The sequence below is a fragment of the Nocardia macrotermitis genome (assembly GCF_009604405.1).
GTDB lineage: Bacteria > Actinomycetota > Actinomycetes > Mycobacteriales > Mycobacteriaceae > Nocardia > Nocardia macrotermitis.
The window spans coordinates 98,874-118,963 of record NZ_WEGK01000008.1 but is presented as its reverse complement, the minus strand read 5'-3'; the positions used below and the strand labels follow the sequence as shown (position 1 = coordinate 118,963).

19 protein-coding genes are annotated in these 20,090 nt (G+C 68.4%); 5 read left to right on the top strand and 14 right to left on the bottom strand.

Annotation, left to right across the window (positions count from 1 at the left end):
• Positions 1-26 precede the first annotated feature (26 nt).
• Genes NRB20_RS37640 through NRB20_RS37630 form a run of 3 tightly spaced genes read left to right on the top strand, consistent with a single transcriptional unit; the run spans position 27 to position 2,163 of the window.
• The gene (locus tag NRB20_RS37640; protein WP_194289932.1) at positions 27-1,160 is read left to right on the top strand and encodes a hypothetical protein; all 1,134 of its coding nucleotides are present in this window, start codon (positions 27-29) and stop codon (positions 1,158-1,160) included.
• Positions 1,160-1,738 (top strand): neocarzinostatin apoprotein domain-containing protein, encoded by a 579-nt coding sequence (locus tag NRB20_RS37635; RefSeq protein WP_194289931.1) that lies wholly within the window; start codon positions 1,160-1,162, stop codon positions 1,736-1,738. Before NRB20_RS37640 ends, NRB20_RS37635 begins: the two co-directional genes overlap by 1 nt.
• 17 nt (positions 1,739-1,755) lie before the next feature.
• Positions 1,756-2,163 carry a neocarzinostatin apoprotein domain-containing protein gene (locus NRB20_RS37630; protein ID WP_194289930.1) on the top strand — a complete coding sequence of 136 codons (408 nt, stop codon included), beginning with the start codon at positions 1,756-1,758 and terminating at the stop codon, positions 2,161-2,163.
• A 57-nt stretch (positions 2,164-2,220) separates the two neighbouring features.
• On the opposite strand, the gene NRB20_RS19740 is transcribed toward NRB20_RS37630, so the two are convergent.
• From NRB20_RS19740 to NRB20_RS19725, 4 genes are read right to left on the bottom strand one after another with little or no spacing between them, the layout of a single operon-like run.
• Positions 2,221-3,645: an aldehyde dehydrogenase family protein gene (locus NRB20_RS19740; RefSeq protein ID WP_153411635.1), complete on the bottom strand. Its 1,425-nt coding sequence runs from the start codon at positions 3,643-3,645 to the stop codon at positions 2,221-2,223.
• Positions 3,642-4,781 (bottom strand): FAD-dependent oxidoreductase, encoded by a 1,140-nt coding sequence (locus tag NRB20_RS19735; RefSeq protein WP_153411634.1) that lies wholly within the window; start codon positions 4,779-4,781, stop codon positions 3,642-3,644. Before NRB20_RS19735 ends, NRB20_RS19740 begins: the two co-directional genes overlap by 4 nt.
• Positions 4,778-6,166, bottom strand: coding sequence for an aldehyde dehydrogenase family protein (locus NRB20_RS19730; RefSeq protein WP_153411633.1), 1,389 nt, complete (start codon positions 6,164-6,166; stop codon positions 4,778-4,780). The genes NRB20_RS19735 and NRB20_RS19730 overlap by 4 nt, the downstream gene beginning before the upstream one ends.
• Complete coding sequence (locus tag NRB20_RS19725) at positions 6,163-7,437, bottom strand: acyl-CoA dehydrogenase family protein (RefSeq protein WP_227833684.1); 1,275 nt, start codon at positions 7,435-7,437, stop codon at positions 6,163-6,165. Before NRB20_RS19725 ends, NRB20_RS19730 begins: the two co-directional genes overlap by 4 nt.
• Before the next feature lie 145 nt (positions 7,438-7,582).
• Here NRB20_RS19725 and NRB20_RS39340 point away from each other — a divergent pair, with 145 nt between their 5' ends.
• Positions 7,583-8,368, top strand: coding sequence for an IclR family transcriptional regulator (locus NRB20_RS39340; protein WP_319945144.1), 786 nt, complete (start codon positions 7,583-7,585; stop codon positions 8,366-8,368).
• On the opposite strand, the gene NRB20_RS19715 is transcribed toward NRB20_RS39340, so the two are convergent.
• Together NRB20_RS19715 and NRB20_RS19710 are read right to left on the bottom strand one after the other, a co-directional pair.
• Positions 8,365-9,072: a hypothetical protein gene (locus NRB20_RS19715; protein ID WP_153411632.1), complete on the bottom strand. Its 708-nt coding sequence runs from the start codon at positions 9,070-9,072 to the stop codon at positions 8,365-8,367. The two genes, NRB20_RS39340 and NRB20_RS19715, sit on opposite strands and share 4 nt — an antisense overlap.
• Before the next feature lie 45 nt (positions 9,073-9,117).
• Positions 9,118-9,747 carry an isochorismatase family protein gene (locus NRB20_RS19710; RefSeq protein ID WP_153411631.1) on the bottom strand — a complete coding sequence of 210 codons (630 nt, stop codon included), beginning with the start codon at positions 9,745-9,747 and terminating at the stop codon, positions 9,118-9,120.
• 117 nt (positions 9,748-9,864) lie between these two features.
• Between NRB20_RS19710 and NRB20_RS19705 the strand changes: the two genes are divergently transcribed.
• On the top strand, positions 9,865-10,374 hold the full coding sequence (locus tag NRB20_RS19705) for a hypothetical protein (protein WP_153411630.1): 510 nt from the start codon (positions 9,865-9,867) through the stop codon (positions 10,372-10,374).
• Positions 10,375-10,468: 94 nt separating this feature from the next.
• Here the strand turns inward: NRB20_RS19705 and NRB20_RS19700 are convergent, their stop codons facing one another.
• From NRB20_RS19700 to rhaI, 8 genes are all read right to left on the bottom strand, one after another.
• On the bottom strand, positions 10,469-11,611 hold the full coding sequence (locus tag NRB20_RS19700; RefSeq protein ID WP_194289929.1) for a glycosyltransferase: 1,143 nt from the start codon (positions 11,609-11,611) through the stop codon (positions 10,469-10,471).
• A complete protein-coding gene (locus NRB20_RS37625; protein ID WP_194289928.1) occupies positions 11,608-12,330 on the bottom strand; it encodes a hypothetical protein in 723 nt (240 codons plus the stop codon). The genes NRB20_RS19700 and NRB20_RS37625 overlap by 4 nt, the downstream gene beginning before the upstream one ends.
• Before the next feature lie 64 nt (positions 12,331-12,394).
• A complete protein-coding gene (locus NRB20_RS19695) occupies positions 12,395-13,000 on the bottom strand; it encodes a LutC/YkgG family protein (RefSeq protein ID WP_153411628.1) in 606 nt (201 codons plus the stop codon).
• The gene (locus NRB20_RS19690; RefSeq protein WP_153411627.1) at positions 12,997-14,442 is read right to left on the bottom strand and encodes a lactate utilization protein B; all 1,446 of its coding nucleotides are present in this window, start codon (positions 14,440-14,442) and stop codon (positions 12,997-12,999) included. Before NRB20_RS19690 ends, NRB20_RS19695 begins: the two co-directional genes overlap by 4 nt.
• A gap of 40 nt (positions 14,443-14,482) precedes the next feature.
• Complete coding sequence (locus tag NRB20_RS19685; protein ID WP_153411626.1) at positions 14,483-15,211, bottom strand: (Fe-S)-binding protein; 729 nt, start codon at positions 15,209-15,211, stop codon at positions 14,483-14,485.
• Positions 15,208-16,650 (bottom strand): rhamnulokinase, encoded by a 1,443-nt coding sequence (locus NRB20_RS19680; RefSeq protein ID WP_153411625.1) that lies wholly within the window; start codon positions 16,648-16,650, stop codon positions 15,208-15,210. The genes NRB20_RS19685 and NRB20_RS19680 overlap by 4 nt, the downstream gene beginning before the upstream one ends.
• Positions 16,651-16,827: 177 nt before the next feature.
• Positions 16,828-18,864, bottom strand: a complete 2,037-nt coding sequence (locus NRB20_RS19675; protein ID WP_153411624.1) for a bifunctional aldolase/short-chain dehydrogenase — start codon at positions 18,862-18,864, stop codon at positions 16,828-16,830.
• A 2-nt stretch (positions 18,865-18,866) separates the two neighbouring features.
• Positions 18,867-20,042 (bottom strand): L-rhamnose isomerase, encoded by a 1,176-nt coding sequence (gene rhaI / locus NRB20_RS19670; RefSeq protein ID WP_153411623.1) that lies wholly within the window; start codon positions 20,040-20,042, stop codon positions 18,867-18,869.
• Positions 20,043-20,090: the final 48 nt, after the last annotated feature.

Sequence of the window (20,090 nt, the reverse complement as noted above, 5' to 3'; positions counted from 1 at the left end):
CACCACCACCGACAGGTGCGCGATCCGTGGACATTCGTGCCGAACTACCTGCTGGGCCCCGTGCGGCGCGCTGGTTGCTCGGTATCGCCGCGGCGGCCGCCGGTCCGATGGCGGGTGTCGAAATCGCGCTGCTGAGTGCGCCATTGGGCGGTGTGATCGGTGTCCCCGGTGCGGTGGTGGGGTACATCACGCTGACCGCGGTGGTGCTCGGCGGACTCTCGGTATGGCCCGTACAGCGTTTCCGGCTGCTCGGTACGGGGCGGGGCGTTGGAGTGGCGGCGGTGGTCGCGGGGCTGGGAGTGCTTGTGGCGGGCCTGTTCTCGTCGATTCCGGTGTTCACCTGCGGGGTGCTCGTCGCCGGTGTGGCGGTGGGGCCGCTGCTGGTTGTGGCGCGTGCCGTCGTCGGTGTGCGGGAATTCTATGGAACGGTCTGTGCGGCGTCGATCGCGGGCGCGGTCGTGGCCGGGCTGTGCACGATGCGGCCGGGAGCGGCGTTGCTGGTCGCGGGGGCGCTGGCAGCCGTCGCCGGAGTGGGTGTGGCGGTGCTGAATCCGCTGCTCGAGGGGGCTGGCGCGCCCGGTGAAGTTCGTCACGCGCGCTGGATATGGCCGGGTTACAGCGCAATCGGGTTCGTGCTCGGCGCAACGGTACTGCCGGGTCTGCATCTGCTGCTGTTCCGCTGGAACGTCCTGGATGCCGGGCGGTCCTACTACCTGGCGGCTGCGTTGATTCCGGCCCTGCTCATGGCGCTGGTCGGCGGATATCGGATTCGCGCGCTGGTGCCATTGCTGATACTCGCGGCGGGCGGAGGGGTGCTCGTCGCGACCGGGGCGAACGCGTGGCAGGCGACGATCGGTATCGGCGTCGCGGTCACAGCCGCGATCCGGTGCTTGATCGTGATGGATCACGAAGCGCGAGAACAGATTACGGCGTCCGGACATTTCCTCGGCGCGGGCACCGGACTCGTGTTCACGGTCGGTGGCCTGCTGGGGTTGGGGGCCGGATTCGGGGCCGGTCACCTCTGGGGTTTCGGTTCGGCGCTGACGCTGTGCGCGCTGCCGGTGCTGCTGGTCGCCCTGGTCGTCGGGTGGGTCGCGGCGGGCCCGGACCGTTCGACCGCATCCCGAACCACCGAAATCGCCGTCGAAGGAGGCGCATGATGAAACGCGCGATGCTGGCGGGCGCACTGGCCCTGACCTTCGCCGCCATGACGGCCGCACCGGCCGTCGCGGACGCCACCGCGACCCTGCACGTCGACGCCACCACCGATTTGCGGGACGGTCAGCGGATCACGGTGAGCGGCAGCGGTTTTCAGCCGGGACTCGCCGCGGTCGCGGTGGGGCTGTGTAAACAGGGATATACCAACGGTCTGACCGACTGCGATCTGGACGGTGGCGCGACCTTCGTGAACGTCGGCGCCGACGGGACCTTCGCCACCCTGACCCTGACCGTGCGCGACCACTTCAAGAGCATCGACTGCTTACGGCAACAATGCGAGGTCGCCGCCGCGCCACTGCCCGGCACCCAACCCGCCGCGGTCATCTCGGCCAATACCGGGCTGACGCCGGTGACGTTCGTCGGCTCGAAGCTCGCGCCACCCACGACGGCCCCCGCGGCGGGGACGGTGACCGCCGCTCCCGCCGACACCCGGGGACCATCCACAGTGCTGTGGTCGGTGACGGCGGCACTGCTGGCCGTCGTCGCCATTGTCGCCTTCGCCGATCGTCGGCGGTTGTAGAAGTCCAGGAGGACATCATGTTTCGTACCAGAACCCTGATGAGCGCGACCGTCGCCGGACTGGCCGTCGTCGCCCTGTTCGGCGCCGCACCCGCGGAGGCGGCCACCCTGGCGGTGAGCCAATCCGGTGGCGTCGCGGTCGGCCAGAGTATCAGTGTGTCGGTGAGCGGTCTGGCGCCGAACCTGTCCTCCGTCGCGATCGGTCAGTGCAAGTCCAGGATCGCGGGCCCCTCGGACTGCAACCTGCAGGGCTCACTGCTGGGAAAGGCTGACGCGCAGGGCAGTTGGCATGCCGGCAGCATCACCCTGGTCGGCGCGGTCGGCGGCGTGAACTGCGCGTCGCAGCCGGGCGCGTGCACCATCGCGGTCACCAGCCTCACCGATCCGCACAACATCCTCGCCTCGGTGCCGCTGACCTTCCGGTGAGTGCTACAGCATTGCGCCGGCACGGGGTCTGACCCGGCGGCGGTGGATGCCGCCGGGTCAGCGCGGATATGCCCCGGCGGGCAGGCCACTGCCGCCGTCGCGGAAGGCCGCGGGGAGATGCGTGACGGTGGTCTGCACGTATTCGCGCAGGCCCTCGTCGGTGTATTCGCGTCCATAGCCGCTGCGCTTGGTGCCGCCGAACGGGGCGCGCAGGGACATGCCGGTGCGGTTGTGGGTGTTGACGAAGGTGAAGCCCGCTTCCAGTTGCGCCGCGAAGGCGAAGGCGCGGGATTCGTCGGCGGACCACACCGATGCGCCCAGGCCGAGATCGGAATCGTTGGCGCGGGCCAGGGCCTCGGCTTCGGTGCGGTAGGTGAGCAGGGGTACCGCCGGGCCGAACTGTTCGGTGCGGACCAGTGCGGCATCGTCGGGTAGGTCCAGGGCCAGCACAGGATCTACGAAATAGCCGTCTCCCACACGTGATTTCGCGAGTGTGACGATGCTGCCGAGCTGATCGGCCTCGGCGATGAGCCCGCGGACCCGATCGGCGGCGGCGCTGGTGATGACCGGGCCCATCGTCACCTGATCGTCCAGGGGATCGCCGACGCGCAGAATCCGTTGGGCGGCAGCGACATACGCGTCGATGAACTCGGTGGACCGGTGTTCGGGCACATAGAGTCGTTTGGCGGCCATGCAGACCTGGCCGGAGGTGGCGAAGGAGGCGAGTACCAGGCGCTCGTAATCGTCCGGCTCGAGCACGAAATCGTTCAGGAAGACGGCCGGATCGTTGCCGCCGAGTTCGAGGACCACAGGTTTGAGAGCCGCTCCGGCCGCCGCGGCGATACTGCGTCCGGCCGTATCGCCACCGGTGAAGGCGACCTTGCCGATCGCGGGATGGTTGACCAGAGCCCGTACGAGATCGGGTCCGCCGTGTACGACCGTCGTCTCCGGGAGCATCGCGGCGACTGCGGACACGGCCAGGGGTGCCAGGGGAGAAGGCTTGAGCACCACCGTGTTTCCGGCCGCCAGAGCCGGTCCCAGTTTGAGCACCGACAGGATGATCGGGGCGTTCCAGGGCGTGATGGCGGCGATCACGCCGAACGGGCTCGGCGTCAGACGTAGCCGCCCCTGCGCGTCATCGATGTCGATATCAGCGTAGATCTCGGGCGCTCGCTCACACATCCAGCGCAGATAGGTTGCGGCGAAACCTATCTCACCGCGACAGTCCGATACCGGTTTACCGGACTCACGCGCGAGCAGCGCGGCGAGTGTGTCACGCTCGGTCGTAATACGCTCGGCGGCAGCGATAATCGGTTGCAACCGCTCGGACAGCGGAAGTCGTGACCACACGCGGAAACGCTGTTCGGATCGACGCACGAGCGTACCCACGGCATCGGGTGCGGTGACCGGAACCGACCCCACGATCTCACTCGGGTGCGCCGGATTCTCACGGTCGATCCGCGCCGCTCCAGCGGAACTCATTGCTGCTCCAGCGAATCCATCAGGCAGGCCCGTCGCAGATAGGTCCGCGAGGCAGCCGGATCGGCCGCCAATTCACGGAGTCCACGGCGGTATTCGGCATCATGGGTGCGCAGCTGCGACCAGTTGTTGCGGCTGGTGCGTTGCACATGCTCCACCGCGACCGTGCGGCGGCGTCGGGCGGCCTGTTCGAGCACCTCGTCCGGCTCGCCGGACAGGACGTCTGCCAGCGCGTGCGCCATGCGTACGGCGTCGTGGATACCGCTGTTCATACCCAGACCGCCGAGTGGGTTGTTGACGTGCGCGGCATCGCCCATGAGCAGCACCCGGCCGTCGCGGAAGTACGGCACCACACGCTCGTGCACGTGATAGAGGGAGGCGTGGGCGATGTGCCAGGGCCTGCCGAGATCCACGACACCGGCCAAACGTTCGGGCAGACGGCGCAATTCGAGATCGTCGGGAGTATCCGCCGGTGTGGGCAGCAGCACTCGCCAGTGATCGGGTGTGCGCAGCAGCACGAGCCACTCCCGCGGATCGAAAACGTAATTGATGAGCGCGATCCCGGGCAGTACGGCCTCGAGGTCCTCGTCCACGGAGGCCACCAGGAACCGCTCCGGATACGTACTGCCCTCGAACTCCGCGCCGATCCCGCGCCGTACCGCCGAATGCGCCCCGTCCGCGCCGATCAACCAATCACACTGCACCACACCGCGAGTGGTCTTCACCCGCACCCCGCCGGGCCCGGTCTCGACACCCTCGACGGCATGTGCGAACCGCACCTGAGCCGAATCCGGCAACGCTTCCAGCAGTATCGGCGTCAGCTTGCTCTGTTCGCACTGCACCCGGAACGGGAATTCGGTGTCCTGCGACAACACCCCGAGATCCAGCGTCGCCACCGGATCACCGCCGCGCTCGCGGTACTGAAAAGTCCGGGCCACCAAACCCTTTCGCATCAACGCGGGCGTGATGTCGAGATCGCGCAGCATCTCCAGGGTGGGCGGATGGAACGTGGACGCACGAGATTCACCCGCGAGTGCCTCGCCCTGCTCCAGCACCGTCACATCGATCCCGCGCCGGGCCAGCACGAGCGCGGCGGTCAACCCCACCGGCCCCGTCCCGGCGATGGCGACGGTAGTCATGAGGTGTGCAGGGCGAAACGCCCCTCCACGCCGACGACCCGAGCCCCGGTGAAGAACCGCAGCGTCTCGGCCGTACCCTCTTCTCCCACACCGGAAATGCCCCATGCCGGGCGCGGCGTCATCAGATCCAGGCTCATGATCGAGGAACCGTTCACCTTGACCTCACCGGCCCGGATCCGCCGCGCCACGGTGCGCGCGAATTCGGTATCCGACCCGCACACATAGGCTTCCAGCCCGTAGGGGAGGGCATTGGCGAGTTGCACGGCATCCTCGACCTGCTCGTACGTCACCACCCCGGCGACGGGGCCGAAGATCTCCTCGGTCGAATCGCCGTCCAGAAGTGTGGGGGCGAGGAAATTGCCGTGCGCCGGAACATCGCCGAACGACCGGGCCGCACGCCCCTGGATCGCGTGACGAATCGTCGCCACATGCCGCGAGTGCACGAGCGGACCCAAATCGGTCTCGGTATTCAATGGCTCACCGGCACACAGTGATTCGAGTCGCACGCCGATCGCCTCGCGCAGCTCGTCGGCCAGCGCCGCCGGGACGATCAGCCGCCCCAGCGCACGGCACCATTGACCGTTGAGCGTGGTGAGCAACTCGGCGGCCATCCGCGCGGCGGTGTCGAGGTCGGCGTCGGGCAGGACGACCAGGGGGTTGTTCCCGCCCAATTCCAGCTGGCACGGCCGGAACAGCGGTGCCGACTCGGTCGCCACCGCGCGCCCGCCCGCCACCCCGCCGGTGAACGAGACGGCCTTGATCCGCGGATCGGCCACCAGCTGCGCGCCGGTGCGAGCGTCACCGTGCACGAGCTGGAACATCCCGGGCGGCACGTGCTCGGCGATGGCCTCGGCAAGCACGATCGAGCCGTAGGGAGCCAGTTCACTGACCTTGAGGATCACCGGGCAGCCCGCGGCGAGCGCGTTGGCGACCTTGTGCGCGGCCATCGGGGTGGGCGCGTTCCACGGGACCAGACACAGCGCCGGGCCGAGCGGCAGCCGGTGCACCTCGACCCCGTCGCGATCCTCGCGGAGTGCGCCGCCGCGAATCTGGGCGGCGGCCAAGCGAAACGAACCGGCGACGATCACACCCAGCAGCCGCGTCTGCCGCAGCGGCACCCCGGTCGCGAACGCGTCCAGCATCGCGATCCGTTCGAGGCGCTCCTCGAGGGTGTCGGCGACGGCCTCGAGCGTATCGGGGCCGATCGTTCCGGATGCGTTGTGCGCCACCGCGAGTGCGCGCTCGAGTCGCTCGGGGGAGGTGGCCACGGCCGGGGCGATCGTGGTCCCGGTCGCCGGATCCTCCAGGGCCACAGCCAGTTCCAGCGCCGGCTTGTCCCATCCGCCGTCGATGAACTCGAGGATGTCCGGTAGGTCCACGCTCATCGCACCGCCTCGGCCGGAGCGGTCGCGAACAGTTCGTTGGCGCGGGCATCGGTGACGATGCGCGCCACCTCCAGCACCCCGCGCTCGGCCGGGAACGTCATCACCAGCCCCATCGCCAGATCCCGCAGCGCCCGTCCCGCGAAACCGCTCATCGAGGCCGCGGACGTGCCGCCCGCCTTCAGCGCGCCGAGCGCGACCTGGAAACACGCCTCGGTGACCGCGCCCTTGCCCAGTCGCCACTGGGTGAACACCTCGGACTTCGGTTTGAACGGCGGTTCGGCGGTCTCGACGGCGAGCTGATAGCGCAACCACAGATAGGCGGTCTCCAGCTGCCGCGTCATCTCGCCGAACAGCACCTGGTGCACCGGCGCGGAGGCGATCGGTTCCCCGGTGTCGGCGAACTTGCGATTCGTTGTCGCGGTGAGGGTTTCGTCGTAGACGCGTTGTGCGCAGCCGGTGTAGACCGCGGCGATGGCGAGCTGATTGCCCACGAAACTGCCCCGGCTCATGGTGAGCATCCGGGTGAACGCCCCCGGCACGCCCAGGGCCTCGTCATCGGCGACGTACACGTTCTCCAGGCGGATACCGTTGTTGGCCGTGGCGCGCATGCCGAGCCCGTCCCACGGCGCGCGCACGCTGACCCCGGGTGCGTCGCGCGGAATGAAGAACGTGGCCAGCCCCTCGGCGGTGTCGTAACCGGCCAGTTTCGCGGAGGTCAGGTAGTAGTCGGCCACACCGGTCGCGCAGCCGAAGGACTTCTCCCCGTTGAGAATCCAGCCGCCGTCGACCTTGGTGGCGGTGGTCGCGATGGTGATGTTCGCGCCCGAGGTCTTGACCGATTCCGAGGCGAAATTGGCCAGCCAGATCCCGTCGGCCATCCGGGTGAGCACCTTCTCCGCGAAGGCCCGCACCACCGGGATCTCCTGTTCGTCGAACAGTCCGGCGTCGATCGCCTCGAGCGGCAGCAGGCCGCGCGAGGCGCTGGTGTTGTGGAAGAAGTAGGCCAGCGCGGTGGACGGGCAGGCGGTGCCCATGGCGTAGGTGGCCGCGGCCAGATCGCGCAGCGTGCCGCCGAGGCCGCCGAACTTCTCCGGAACCACCAGCCCGAGCAGCCCGGCCTCGCGCAGCAGCGCGATATGGGAGGTGGGGAAGGTGGCGGTGCGGTCGGCCTCCTCGGCCGCGTCGCGCAGGGCGGGTAGCACGGACTCGACCCGTTGGGCGCGTTCGCGTTCCGCGTCGGTCATATCCTCGACGAGTCGTTCTCCGATCATCGGGCAATCCCCTCGTGGGTAGGTGCGGCTGTTTCGACAGTGGAAACGACGTAACGCACAAGGTAACGCTGCGTGCCTGGTCGCGCAAGTGGAACGAGCGGAGTGGGCGTTTCCCATAGGGAAATCCTCCGCCTAGACTGGCTGCGTGACCGTCACCGAATCCGATACCCAGAGCCGGTCCATCGCCTCGGTCGAGCGCGCCATGGATGTGCTGCTGCTCTTCGGCCGTAGTGGCCGCCCCGATCTCGGCGTGACCGAGATCGCCAACGAACTCGGCATCACCAAGGCCGCCGTGCACCGCATCCTCACCGCGCTGCGCAGCCGCGATCTGATCACCGTCGAGCCCACCACCCGCCGCTACGCGCTCGGCCACGCGGCCATGGCGCTCGGGCGGGCGTATCTGGCGCGCACCGATCTGCGGGTGATGGCCGGACCCGAACTGCGGCGCCTGGCCACCCTGACCGGGGAGACCGCGACCCTCTCGATCCGCCGCGGCGACACCCGCATGTGCGTGGACCAGGTCGTCCCGGATCAGGAACTGCGCATGGAAGTCGCACTGGGACAACCGTACCCGCTGTACGCGGGCAGCTCCTCGAAGGCGATTCTCGCGCACCTGCGCGCGAAGGAGATCGACGACTATCTGGACCGGCACGAACTCACCGCCCTCACCGACGCCACGGTGACCTCACCGCAGGCGCTGCGCGCGGAATTGGCGACCATTCGGGCCGAGGGGTACGCGATGTCGTTGGGGGAGCGGCAGATCGGGGCCGCCGCCATCGCCGCGCCGATCCTGGATCACGACGGCGGGGTGGTCGCCGCGATCAGCGTGTGCGGTCCGCTGCCGCGGTTCGAGCCGCGGATGCGGGAGTGCGTGCCGCTGCTGCTGCGGGCCTCGGGTGCGTTGTCGACCCAATTGGGTTATGCGGGTTAGAGATTCGCGCCAGGCTTGAGGACGCCCAGGGCCGCCGCGGCCAGCACGCTGCCCCAGATGACCCAGACGTAGGGCAGGCAGCCGTTCACGCTGCGGCGCAGCGCGTGCTCCACCTCGGGGCTCGAACCTTCGGTCTGGAGCTTGCCGAACGCGGGGCCGAAGGGCCGCAACGTCTTCCGGATGCCCAGCCCCGCGGCCAGGGCGGCGGTGTAGAGCAGGATCTTGCCGCCCAGCCAGCGCGGGTTGGTGGTCACCCCGAACGGATCGTGCGCGAGAACGGTGTAGCACCCGGTCACGGTCAGGGCCGCGACCAGCACGTATCGAATCGTCAGATCGGTGCGGTGCACGACCACGATGCGCCCGTGCGTGCGATGCGCGGTGATCGCCAGGCCCAGCCAGGCCGCCGCGAACACCCACACCAGCGCGATCAGCCACCACGGGAACAGCGCGATGCCGAACAGTCGCGCGCCGTGCGGATCCAGCGCCATCAGCGTGAATCCGCTGGGCAGGAACAGGATCAGGCAGATCTTCGGACCGAGATCCAGTCCGCTCATGATGGCCAGGGCGGTGGCGCGGGCCGGTGGCGTGCGCTGCGGATCGATGACGAAGCGACTGGAGTAGAACACGCCCAGGTCGCCGCCGAGCCAGAAGACGAACAGCACCAGGTGCAGCAGGATCCACCAGCCGTGTGGATGCGGGCCCATAGAATTCCTCACGGTGAGAACGAAAAGTGTTGTGCGAGTGGTTGTTCAGGTCGCCGGGTGGTCCAGTGCGGCGAATGCGGCGGCCAGGTCGACGACATCGGCGTACTTGGCGTCCAGATCGAGCAGGTTGGCCTCGTGCAGGCGGGCATCCCGATCACCGCAGGCATCCGCGACCACGAGCGGCCGAAAGCCGTGTTGCAGCGCGTCGGTGGCGCTGGCGCGAATACAACCGCTGGTGGTCAGCCCGGTGACCAGCACGGTGTCGATCCGTTCCGCCGCGAGCGTCGCCGCGAGCGAGGTGCCGTGGAACGCACTCGCATACTGCTTGGTCACAACCACCTCACCGGCTACGGGCGCGAGCTCCGGCAGGAACTCACCCATCGGATTCCCCTCCTCGAAAGCACTGAGCGACGGCACTTTCCGACGGAACAGTCCCCCGTCCGCACTCCCCGGCCGATAACTCACCCGCGTGAAGATCACCGGCCGCCCCACCCCGCGAGCATGCGCGACCAACCGCCCCGCCGCCGCGACAGCCGCCTCGACCGGCGCCCGCAACGGCGACCCATCGGTCAGATAAGCGGCACAGACATCGACCACCAGCACCGCCGGCCGCTCACCGACACCCAACCGCGCGGCGAAACCGTGACGACGATAGTCCTCGGCCAGATCCGACATGGGCAATCCCCTCGAGCGCCGTTCCCAAATGGATACAATGTATCCCTTAGCGAAACAACCGGCAAGATCAGGAAGAAGACTGTAAGGGGGTCTCCGTTGTCCGATGCGGAGGTGGTCATGTCACATCCGGTGATCGATCTCGTGCTGCAACGGTATTCGAATGCGCTCGGACCACATGAGCGGATGTACCGCAACCACGTGTTCCGCTGCTACAACTATCAGCACCTGTTGCTACGGACCGAGGTGCCGGACACCGCGGCGCTGGCCTGGGTGGTGCACGATCTCGGGATCTGGACGGCCGGAACCATGGATTATCTGCATCCGTCCGCGGATCTGGCGGATCGACTGTGTTCGGAATTCGGCATCGGCGACATCGACACCGTACGCACCTTGGTACTCGATCATCACCGCATCCGTCCGGTGGCCGACAGGCTGAACGAGACCTTCCGTGTCGCCGATCGGATTGATCTCACCCGCGGGTGGCTGCGCAACGATCTGGAAAGACATCAGGTACTGCACATTCGGGCCGAGCTGCCACATCTCGGATTCCATGGCTTTCTCGCGCGACGAATCCCCTTGCACGCGTTACGGAATCCGTCGCATCCGTTCCCGATGCTGCGCTGGTGAGGTTGGCCGAGCGCCGTGCGCCCCAGGACGGCGTCGAGCGGCGGGTGGCTGGAATTCCGCCGCGCGCGAATTGCGGTGCGCGCGGCGGGATTCGTCAGTTCTGTTCGGCGGGCGTGGTGAAGAGGCGGTCGGCGATTTCGGTGGGGTGGGGCATGGTGGCGATGGCTGTGGCGAGGCGTTGGGCGCCGGTGCGGTAGCGGTCGTCGGCGAGGAGGGTGGTGAGGGCTTCGCCTGCCTGGGTTGGGGTTTCGATGACGAGGGCGGCCTCGTGGGCAGTGGCGCGGGCGGCGTTGGCGGGCTGGTCGGCGATCTGGGGGAGCAGGATGCTCGGGGTGCCGTTGGCGAGGGTGGCCAGGAGGGTGCCGCTGCCTGCCGCGCCGACGACGACATCGACGTGGGGGAGGACCTCGGCCAAGGGGGCGAAGCCGATCGCGTGGATGTGCGGGCGGTCGAACGCCGGGTCGGGGGCGGTGGTGACCAGGACTTCGGCACCGGCTTCGACCAGGGCGGCGGCGAGGGCGTCGAACAGGTCGCGGTCGCCGACGCTGGTGCCGGTGGTGACCAGCACGCGGGGGCGGTCACCGGCGGGCGGCAGCGTGACCTCGGTGGTCAGGCCGGGGACGGCATGGCTGTGCGCGACCGGGCGGATCGCCAGGTGGTCGGGGTCGGCGGGCGGGTCCGTCGGCACCCGCATGGCGAGGGGGTGCGGGTCGAGCAGGACGCTGCGGGCCTTGGGGGTGAGGCCGCGCTGCTGATGCTGCTGTTCGGCCCGCGTGTCGAGGGCCTCGTAGAAGATGTCCGGCAGCGGTGCGCCGACCGTCAGGCCGTACCACGGCAGATCGAGGTGTGCGGCGAGCAGCTGCGTGACGTAATCCATTGTCTCGCAGACCAATACGTCCGGCGCGAAGGCTTCCGCCGCGGGCAGCGCCTCATCCCAGGTGAGGTCGACCCGAACCCCGGCGAACAGTTCGGCCGCACCCGCGCCCGGATGCCGGGAATCCACCGTCGAGCGCGCCGCGGTCTCGGCCGCGATCTTCTCGAAACTCGCCCCGGCCGGAAGCAGCGTCCGCCCGTGCAGGAATGGGGCCATATCGGCCGCGGTCAGGAACGCCACCTCGTGCCCGGCCGCGACGGCGGCGTCGGCGAGGGGCAGCAGCGGCAGCACGTGCCCGGGGACGGGAGTGGATCCGAAGAGTATGCGCACAGTAGTTCTCGTCTCGTGGTCGGGTGGGGTCATGACATCCGGCTTCCACCGCCGGGGTCGTGTTCGTCGAGGATGGTTCGGGCGACGGTCCGGGCCGCATCGCACTGCTGCGCCACGGTCCGTATCGCCGGATCGGACTTGCCGACCTGCTGAGTGAGGTTGACCAGCAACGGTTCCGGGGCGCCGGTGTCGACGACGAGCATGCACGCGGTCTTGGTCACGCCGCTGTCCAGGCCCGCGGCCCACTGGCTGCCGACCCGCACCGCGTAGTACCGGTCGTCGATCAGGAATCGCTCGAAGAGTTGGGCGTAATCCTTGTCGACCATGGTCGCGGTGACCCCGCTGCCGTCGTCGTCGGGATATTCGCGCCGCCAGAACTTCCCGAACGGAGTGGCCGTGGTCATGACACCGACCACGGTGCTCTGGGCGCCGCCCACCCAGCAGCCGTGTCCGGGGACCATGGTGCTGGCCTGAATCCCTTGCGGCGCTTCGATTATCGCGTTCAGCTTCGCGGTGAACGCGGCACATTCGGACCCGGGCGCGAACACCGGCTCGCGGTCGGTGCGGAACTGCACGGTGGTGTCGTGCACCGAATTCGGTGCGAGCGTCGCGGCGTGCGGACCGGACGGCGTGCTCGAACCGCATCCGCCGATCGTCAGCAACGTGCCGAGGATCACCATCATCCGCATCGAGAATGACAGGGACACAACAGATCTGCCGCACGAGCGCGCGTCGGTGCTGGTTCCTGCCATGATTGCCGACCCTACTAGATCGCCGGTCGCCCCGCCCGACGGCCGGTTGCCGCCAGTCGACCGCTCAGTCGGCGTCCAGCAGCAGGACGGTCAGCGTGCGCGGGCCGTGCACACCCTGGACGCGCTGCAATTCGATATCGCTCGTGGCAGACGGACCACTGATCAGGGTGAGCGGGCGAGCCGGGTCGAGGCGGGCCAGCAGTTCCGGGACGCTGCGCACGATGCGATCGGCGGGCAGCAGGCAGATGTGGTGATCGGGAACGAGAGTCAGTGCCCGGCGTCCCTGACCCGGCCCCGCGTCCAGGGCGATGGTTCCGGTCTCGGCGCAGGCGGCCGCGCAGGTCGTGACCACCGCGGCGACCGCGTCGAGTTCGGTGGTGCCGAGCGCGGGATCGTCGCGGCGCGCACCGCCGGGTGTCCAGGATACGGGCAGATCCGGCGGGACGACGCAGCTGCGGCCGTCCAGCACCTCGGTCAGCACATCGATCGCGGCGGCCGACGTGGTGCGGTGAACGTGCGCGCCGTAATCGGTCAGCCGGTCGACGAGCAACGTGATCAGTTGCGGCGCATCGGTTTCCCGGACCCGCCGGTAATCGCGTGACGGCGCTGCCGCGTCGGCCGTACCGATCGCGCCCCGGATCCGCGCGAGCATGGCATCACGAGTGCTCATCGGTTCTCCCACCAGGTCCGGAACGTTTCCTTCGGCGGCGCGGGCAGATCGCGGGCACTGGTCCACGCCGACATCGGCGGCGGCAGCACCCCGATCGTGCCGCGCCGATTACGCAGCAACCGCGCCACCCGCAGCACCCGCGTCGCCGCGGTGAATCGCCGCGAGGACCGCATCACCCAGGACGCGGCCGCCATCCCCGCCGATTCCGCGGTCGGCCTCGAATGCGCGTCCGTCGCCTGGGCACGCAGATGCACCAGGATCGACGGGATATCGATACGCACCGGACAAACATCGAAACACGCCCCGCAGAGCGTGGAAGCATAAGGGAGCGAGGGGTTTTCGGCCACACCGGTCAACTGCGGAGTGAGCACCGCGCCGATCGGCCCGGGATACACAGACCCGTAGGCGTGCCCGCCGGTGCGCTCGTACACCGGACACACATTCAGACAGGCCGAACACCGAATGCAGTGCAGCACTTCACGTCCCACCTCATCGGCGAGCGTGTCGACGCGCCCGTTGTCCAGCAGCACCAGATGGAACCGCTGCGGCCCGTCGCCGGGATGCACGCCGGTCCACAGCGAGGTGTACGGATTCATCCGCTCACCGGTGGACGACCGCGGCAGCAGTTGCAGGAAAACCTCCAGATCCTGCCAGGTCGGCACCAGTTTCTCGATCCCCATCACGGTGATCAGCGTCTCCGGCAGCGTCAGGCACATCCGGCCGTTGCCCTCGGATTCGACCACCGCGAGCGTCCCGGTGTCCGCGACGGCGAAATTGGCCCCGGAGATCGCGACCTTCGCGCCGAGCATGGTGCGTCGTAGATGGGCGCGGGCCGCGGCGGCCAGCGCGGGCGGATCGTCGGTGAGATCCGGGTCCGCGCCGGGCATCCGGCTGCGGAAGATGTCGCGGATCTCGCTGCGGTTGCGGTGGATCGCGGGCACCAGAATGTGGGAGGGCCGATCGTCCGCGAGCTGCACGATGAGTTCGGCGAGATCCGTTTCGTGCGCGGTGATTCCGGCCTCGGCGAGCGCCTCGTTGAGGCCGATCTCCTGGGTGGCCATGGATTTCACCTTCACCACCTCGGATTCGCCGGTGGCGGTGACGATTTCGGTGACGATGCGATTGGCCTGCGCCGCGTCGGCGGCCCAGTGCACGATCCCGCCGCGCGCGATGACGTTCTGCTCCAACCGGATCAGCAGTTCGTCCAGATGCGCGAGCGTGTACCGCTTGATCTCCTGACCGTTGCGCCGCAACTGTTCCCAGTCGTCGACCTCCGCGACGACCGCGGCGCGCTTGGCCCGGATGGTCGCGGTGGCCGCGCCGATATTGTGCCGCAACTGCGCGTCGGCGACCGCACCGCGCGCCGCGTCCGGAAACGGCTCCGACCCGTGCAGCGGTGACGCGCCGTGCGGCGTCGGTACGCCGAGAAAGGTCGAGCTCATCCGGAAACCTCCTGGGATATCGGAGCCGAAGTGGATCGAATCATGCTGTCGCCGAAAGGATCTCGGCCAGATGCAGCGTCCGCGTACCCGACCGCAGGCGGCTCAGCCCGCCGCCGATGTGCATCAGGCAGGACGAATCGGCGGCGGTGCAGGTGTGCGCGCCGGTGTCCTGGACGTGCCGCATCTTGTCCGCCAGCATCGCGGTCGACACGTCGGGATTCTTCAGCGCGAACGTCCCGCCGAAACCGCAGCACTGATCGGCGTCGGGCAGTTCGACCAGATCGATACCCGACACCTGCCGCAGCAGCCGCAGCGGCCGGTCGTCCACCCGCAGCATGCGCAGCGAATGACAGGTCGGGTGGTAGGTGACCCGATGCGGATAGTGCGCGCCCACATCCTCCACACCCAGCACGTCGACCAGGAATTCGGACAGTTCGTAGGTGCGCGCGCCGACTTCTTCGGCCGCCGCGGCCAATCCGGCGTCCCCGGCCCGCCGCGCGAGCATCGCGTGCTGATGCCGCACCGAACCGACGCACGAGGCCGACGGCGCGACGATCGCGTCGTATCCGGCGAACGCCTCGGCGTGGTTGCGCACGAGAGGCATTGCGGTGGAAGGATATCCGGTGTTGATGTGCATCTGCCCGCAGCAGGTCTGCGCCGGGGGCGCCACGACCTCGTGCCCGAGTCGTTCGAGCAGGGTGACCGTGGCCTTGCCGACGTCGGGGAACATCGCCTCGACCAGGCAGGTGACGAACAGCGCGACTCTCATGCGGCTCTCTTCCGCGCGAGCGCGGTGACCCGGTCCAGTGCGGTCCGCCAGGCCCGGTCGCCGCTGGGCGAGTAGTGGGTGGGTGGATGCGTCCGTGCGACAAGGTACCGCGCGTGCGGCCAGTCGGGCAGCACATCGGCGGCGATGGCCTGGGCCAGCAGATTACCCAGCGCGGTGGCCTCGGCCGGGCCCGCCGCGACCGGCCGGTCACAGGCGTCGGCGGTGGCCTGACACAGCGACGCGTTGTGCACACCGCCGCCGACCAGGTGCACGACCTCGACCTCCGCGCCGTGCACGGCGACCGCGTCGGCCACGGCGCGGGCGTGGCCCAGGGCCAGACTGTCGATGACGCACCGGGTGAATTCGGCGGGCGTGCGCGGTACCGGGCCGTCGCAATGCGCGGCGATTCGCACGGTCATAGGCGGTTCACCGGCCTGCGCCGGGGCCAGGAAGTCGGGATCGTCGACGTCGATCAGCGTGCGCAGCGCGGGCAGTTCTGCGGCGGCCGCGACCAGTTCGGCGGTGTTCGAACCCGGCCATTCGCGCAGGCATTCCTGGAGCAGCCACAGACCCATCACGTTGCGCAGGAAGCGAATTCCCGCGACCCCGGTCTCATTGGTGAACCCGCGTTCGCGTGCGGCCGGTGTCAACAGCGGCGCGGGACGTTCGAGTCCGACCAGCGACCAGGTCCCGGTGCAGATATACGCGAACCGATCCGTCCGCGCGGGCATCGCCGCGACCGCGCTCGCGGTGTCGTGCGAGGCGACCCGGACCAGTTCGAGCGCCCGCCCGCCGATCGCGTCTCGCAGCGCTGGCCGCACCGGTCCAAGCGACGTCCCCGGATCCTCGATCGCGCCGAACAGCCGCTGCGGCAGGCCGATCCGATCGATCAACTCCCGATCCCAGTCCTGCCGGGTGGCATGGAACAGCCCGGTCGTGGACGCATTCGTCCGCTCGGCCCCGACCGCCCCGGTCAGCCAGTAACCGAGCAGATCGGGAATCAGCAGCAGATTCCGCGCCGCGCCGAGTCGCTCGGCAGACTCGGCCCGCAGCTGATGAATGGTGTTGAACGGCAGATCCGCGAGTCCCGTGCGTTCGAACAACTCCACCGGACCGATCGGCGGCGGCGCCGACGCCCGCGGGTCCCGATAGTGATACGGCAATCCCAACAGCGCCCCTTGAGCATCGAGCAGACCGTAATCCACTGCCCAGGAATCGATTCCAGCCGACCGCACCGGCCCCGCCGCCGCCAGCCCGACACACAACTGCTCGAACAGAGCACCGACATTCCAGTGCAAACCATCCGGCAGCGCCAGCGGCCGATTCACGAACCGATGCACCTCCCGCAACTCGATCCGCTCGGCATCGATCTCCCCGCGCACAACCCGCCCGCTCGACGCCCCCAGATCCACTGCGGCGAATACGCTCTCGCTGATCATGAGACCATCCGTGTGCCTGTGAGTACGAGTCCCTTTGCGGCGGAAGGTGTCTCGTTCATAGCGTCACCTGTTTGACGCTGCTGGTCGAGTGTGGTTGCGCTGCACTGAGTTTCACTCATCGCCGTACCGCCTCGGCGATGCTCCAGCCGACGTTGGTCGCGGGGAACGGCATCTCGTTCATCGCAGGAACGCCGCCGCCACACCGCCATCCACCGGGACGTGCAACCCGGTGGTATGCGACAACTCACCGGCCGTCAGCGCGAAGACGGCGTTCGCGACATGATCGGGCAGCACTTCCCGCTTGAGAATGGTGCGCTGCGCGTAGAACGCCCCGAGATCCTGCTCCGGCACCCCGTACACCGCCGCGCGCTGCGCACCCCAGCCACCGGCGAAGATGCCCGAACCACGCACCACGCCATCGGGATTCACCCCGTTGACCCGGATACCGTACTCGCCGAGTTCGGCCGCGAGCAACCGAACCTGGTGTGCCTGATCGGCTTTCGCGGATCCGTAGGCGAGGTTGTTCGGCCCGGCGAACACCGCGTTCTTGCTCACGATGTAGACGATGTCCCCGCCCATGTCCTGCGCGATCATCGCGCGGGCGGCCTCGCGGGCGACCAGGAACGAACCCCGCGCCATCACCGAATGCTGCACGTCCCAATCGGATTCGGTCGTCTCGAGCAGCGATTTGGAGATCGACAGCCCGGCATTGTTGACCACCAGATCCACCCCGCCGAACGCGAGCGCGGTCGCGTCGATCGCCGCGCGGATCGCCGCCGGATCGGTCACATCGACGGTGACCGGCACCGCCACATCGGCCGACCCGATCTCCGCGGCCACCCGCGCGGCGGCTTCACCGTCGCGATCGGCCACCGCCACACAGGCCCCCTCGGCCGCCAATCGCAACGCGATCGCCCGCCCGATCCCGGACCCACCGCCGGTGACCAGCGCGATGCGGGTGGCCAGCGGTTTCGGCTTCGGCATGCGCGCGAGTTTGGCCTCCTCGAGCGCCCAGTACTCGATCCGGAACTTCTCGGATTCGTCGATGGGGGAGTAGCGCGAGATCGCCTCCGCGCCACGCATCACATTGATCGCGTTGCGGTAGAACTCGCTCGCGACCCGGGCGGTCTGCGCGTCACGCCCGAAACTGAACATGCCGATCCCGGGCACCAGCACGATCGCCGGATCCGCGCCACGCATCGGCGGCGAATCGGGAGTCGCGTGCTGCCGGTAGTACGCCGCGTAGTCCTCGCGATACGCGGCGTGCAGTTCGCGCAGCCGGTCGAGCACCTGATCCAGCGGCGCGTCGGCGGCGGTGTCCAGCACCAGCGGTCGAATCTTGGTGCGCAGGAAGTGATCCGGGCAGGAGGTGCCCAGCGCGGCCAGCCGCGGATGTTCGGCGCGCGCCAGGAAGTCCAGCACCGCGTCGCTGTCGTCGAAATGCCCGATCTGCGGTCGATCGGTGGAGGCCAGCCCGCGGATCACCGGCGCGAGTTCCGCTGCGCGCCTGCGCCGTTGGTCCTCGGCCACGGGTGCGAAGTGATCCACGAGCGCGCCGAACGGTTCGGGCCGCCCGTGCGTGCGGATGAATTCCTCTGCGGTACGGATGATCTCGAGCGAATGCGCCTCGCACTCGGAAGAACTCGCACCCCACGCGGTGATACCGTGCCCACCCAGAATACAGCCGATGGCTTGCGGATTCTCCCGCCGGATCGCGGCGATATCCAGTCCGAGCTGGAACCCTGGACGTCGCCACGGCACCCACACCACCCGGTCGCCGAAACACTCCTTGGTCAGCGCCTCCCCGTCGGCCGCGGTCGCCAGCGCGATTCCCGAATCAGGGTGCAGATGATCCACGTGCGCGGCCTCGACCAGCGCGTGCATCGCGGTATCGATACTCGGCGCGGCGCCACCCCGCCCGTGCAGGCAGTAGTCGAACGCCGCGACCATCTCGTCCTCACGCTCCACACCCGGATACACCGAAGGCAGCGCGCGCAGCCGATCCATCCGCAGCACCGCGAGCCCGGCCTCGGTCAACGTACCCAGATCACCACCGGATCCCTTGACCCACAACAGATCCACCGACTCACCGGTGACCGGATCGACCTCCGCGCCCACCGCGGAGGTGTTGCCGCCCGCGTAATTGGTGTTGCGCGGATCCGCACCCAGCCGGTTGCTGCGGTCCAGCAGATCGCGCACGGTCTCGTTGCTCATGTTCAGGCTCCCCAACCGGCGGCCACGCCACCGGTACGTTCGTCGATGACTTTCTCGAGATAGCCCGAGCGCCGATACGCGGCGACCGGGTCGGGGTCCAGCCCCATCTCGACGCGCAGATCGGCCAGCAGCGGCCGCACGTCGGTGTTGTAGGCGTCCATCAGAATAGCGTTGGCCCCCAGCACATCTCCCTCACGTTGCGCGAGGGCCAGCGCGTCCCGGTCGACCAGCAGCGCCTTGGCGGTGGCCTCCTGGACGTTCAGCACCGAGCGGATCTGCGCCTGGATCTTGGGCTCGATGTTGTGGCACTGGTCGAGCATGAATCCGATGCCCGAATCCGGCGTCACCGCGTCGGCCAGCACGATCTCGTTCATGATCCGGAACAACTGGAACGGATCGGCCGCGCCGACCATCAGATCGTCGTCGGCGTAGAACCGGGAGTTGAAGTCGAACGCGCCGAGCTTGCCCTGGGCGATCAGGAACGCGACGATGAATTCGATATTCGTATGCGGCGCATGGTGTCCCGTGTCGACCACCACCTTCGCCTTCGGCCCCAACCGCAGGGTGTGCGCGTAGGCGGTACCCCAGTCGGGCACGTCGGTGGCGTAGAAGGCCGGTTCGAACAGCTTGTACTCCAACAGGATTCGCTGCTCACCGGTCAGCGCGTCATACACCTCGTCCAGTGCGTCGGCCAGGCGGCGCTGCCGGTCGGTCAGATCGTCCTGACCCGGGTAGTTGATTCCGTCGGCGAACCACAGCTTGAGCGCGTCGGATCCGGTCGCCGCCATGATCCGCAGGCAGTCCTTCAGATGTTCGATCGCCTTGCGCCGCACCGCCGGATCGGGATGGCAGACGCTGCCGAGTCGATAGTCGTCGTCCTGGAAAGTGTTCGAATTGATCACGCCGATCGAAACACCCAGTGCCGCAGCGTGTTCGGCGAGCTTGCCGTAATCCTCCACGGTGTCCCAGGGGATGTGCAGCGAGACCAGCGGTGCGATGCCGGTGTACCGCTGCACCTGGGCGGCGTCGGCGATCTTCTCGAACGGATCGCGCGGCACGCCCGGTTGGGCGAACACCTTGAACCGGGTGCCCGAGTTGCCGAACGCCCAGGACGGCAGTTCGATCCGCTGATTCCGCAGTGTCTCGCGGACGCGCTGGTCCGCACGTGGTGCACTCATCACCCACTCCTGATGAAACGTTTCAATATGTGAGCGAAGCTACAGCAC